The 2162-nt window shown below is 73.5% G+C and carries 1 protein-coding gene; it reads left to right on the forward strand.

The features are described from left to right. Positions 1 to 30 precede the first annotated feature (30 nt). The coding region (locus ACZ38L_RS39220) for an acyltransferase domain-containing protein (RefSeq protein ID WP_465702896.1) at positions 31 to 2162 on the forward strand (2132 nt) is incomplete at its 3' end.

Genomic DNA, 2162 nt, shown 5'->3' on the forward strand with positions numbered 1-2162 from the left:
GCTGAGCGATCGAGTGCGCCGACGTCCGGTGTGGCCGTTCCGTGGCCGCTGTCGGCGAAGGATCCGGCCGCGCTGCGCGGCCAGGCGGAACGCCTGCTGTCGCACCTGGCGGAGCATCCGGAGCTCGGACTCGCCGAGGTCGGCCTGTCGTTGGCCACCTCGAGGGCGGCGCTGGAGCACCGCGCGGTGGTGGTGGGCGGGGACCGCGAGGAACTGCTGCAGGGCCTGTCCGCCGTGGTGGGGGACCGGCAGCGGGTTGCCGGAGTGGTGACGGGTGAGGCTGGCCCCTCGGGTGGCCGGCTGGCCCTGCTGTTCTCGGGGCAGGGGAGTCAGCGGTTGGGGATGGGGCGTGAGTTGTACGCGTCGTTCCCGGTGTTCGCGGCTGCCTTCGACGCGGTGTGTGCTGTGGTGGACGTTCACCTTGGGCGGTCGTTGCGTGAGGTGGTGTTCGGTGCGGATGCCGGGCTGTTGGAGCGGACGGAGTTCGCGCAGCCGGGGTTGTTCGCGGTGGAGGTGGCGCTGTTCCGGTTGGTGGAGTCGTGGGGTGTGCGGGCGGACTTCCTGGCGGGGCATTCGGTCGGTGAGTTGGCCGCCGCGCATGTGGCGGGGGTGTTCTCGCTGGCGGATGCCGCTGAACTCGTGGCGGCTCGTGGGCGGTTGATGCAGGCGTTGCCGTCGGGTGGGGTGATGGTGGCGGTGCGGGCCTCGGAGGGCGAGGTGTTGCCGCTGCTGGCCGGGCGTGCGGACCGGGTGGGGGTTGCCGCGGTCAACGGGCCGTCGTCGGTGGTGCTTTCGGGTGCCGAGGACGCGGTGGCCGAGGTCGTGGCGCTGTTGGCGGCCGAGGGTCGTCGTACGAAGCGGTTGGCGGTGTCGCACGCGTTCCATTCGCCGTTGATGGAGCCGATGCTGGCGGAGTTCCGCGAGGTCGCCGAGCGTGTCACCTTCGGTGCTCCGACGCTGCCGATCGTCTCCACGTTGACCGGACGGCCCGTCGCCGAGGGCGAGTTGGGCGACCCGGAGTACTGGGTGCGTCACGTCCGCCACGCGGTCCGGTTCGCCGACGCGGTGCAGGCGTTGGCGGCTGAGGGGGTGACGGCGTTCCTGGAGGTCGGCCCCGGTGGTCTGACCGCGATGGCCCAGGAGTCCCTGGCCGACTTTGATGCCGTCGCGGTCCCGGCCCTGCGCGCCGACCGGCCGGAGGACGTGGCGTTCACCACCGCTCTCGCCCAGCTGCACGCGCACGGTGTCGCCCTCGACTGGGAGGCGGTCTTCGCGGGCCGTGGTGCCCGGCGCGTCGACCTGCCCACCTACGCCTTCCAGCGCCGGCACTACTGGCTGGACGCGCCTGCGGCCCCCGGCGATGTGACCTCCGCCGGTCTGGTGTCCGCGGAGCATGCCCTGCTGGGTGCGGCAGCGAGTCTGCCCGATGGCGGCGTGCTGCTGACCGGCCGGCTGTCGCTCGCCACGCACGCCTGGCTGGCGGACCATGCGGTGTCCGGCGTGACCTTGCTGCCTGGTACGGCCTTCCTGGAGATGGCGGTACGGGCCGGGGACGAAACCGGCTGCGGCCAGGTGGAGGAACTGACCCTCGCCGCGCCGCTGGTGCTCCCCGAGCAGGGAGCGGTGCAGATCCGGGTGACTGTCGGCGCCGCCGGCGCGGCGGCGCGGCGCACGCTGGAGATCCACTCGCGCGCCGAGGACGGCTCGGGGCCGGATGCCCCGTGGACGTGCCACGCCACTGGTGTCCTGTCGGAGGCCGGACACGTGGCCCCGCTCGACACCGCCGACCCGGCCGTCTGGCCGCCCGCCGGTGCGACCGCTGTGGACGTCGACGGCTGCTACGAGCGGCTCGCGGAGGCCGGCTTCGGCTACGGACCGGTCTTCCGAGGCCTGCGTGGCGTGTGGCGGCACGGCGCGGAGCTCCTCGCCGAGGTGGCGCTGCCCGAGGACGTCCCGGTGGCCGGCTTCGCCTTGCATCCGGCCCTGCTCGACTCGGCCCTGCACGCCATGGGCCTGGGTGGGTTCCTCGCCGACGGCCACGAGGGGCGGCTGCCGTTCTCGTGGAGCGGGGTGAGTGTGTCGGCTGCGGGTGCGGCCGCGCTGCGGGTGCGGTTGGTTCCGGCCGGCACGGACTCCGTCTCGCTGTCGGTCGCGGACGGGGA

This window comes from Kitasatospora sp. NPDC024654, from assembly GCF_055559155.1.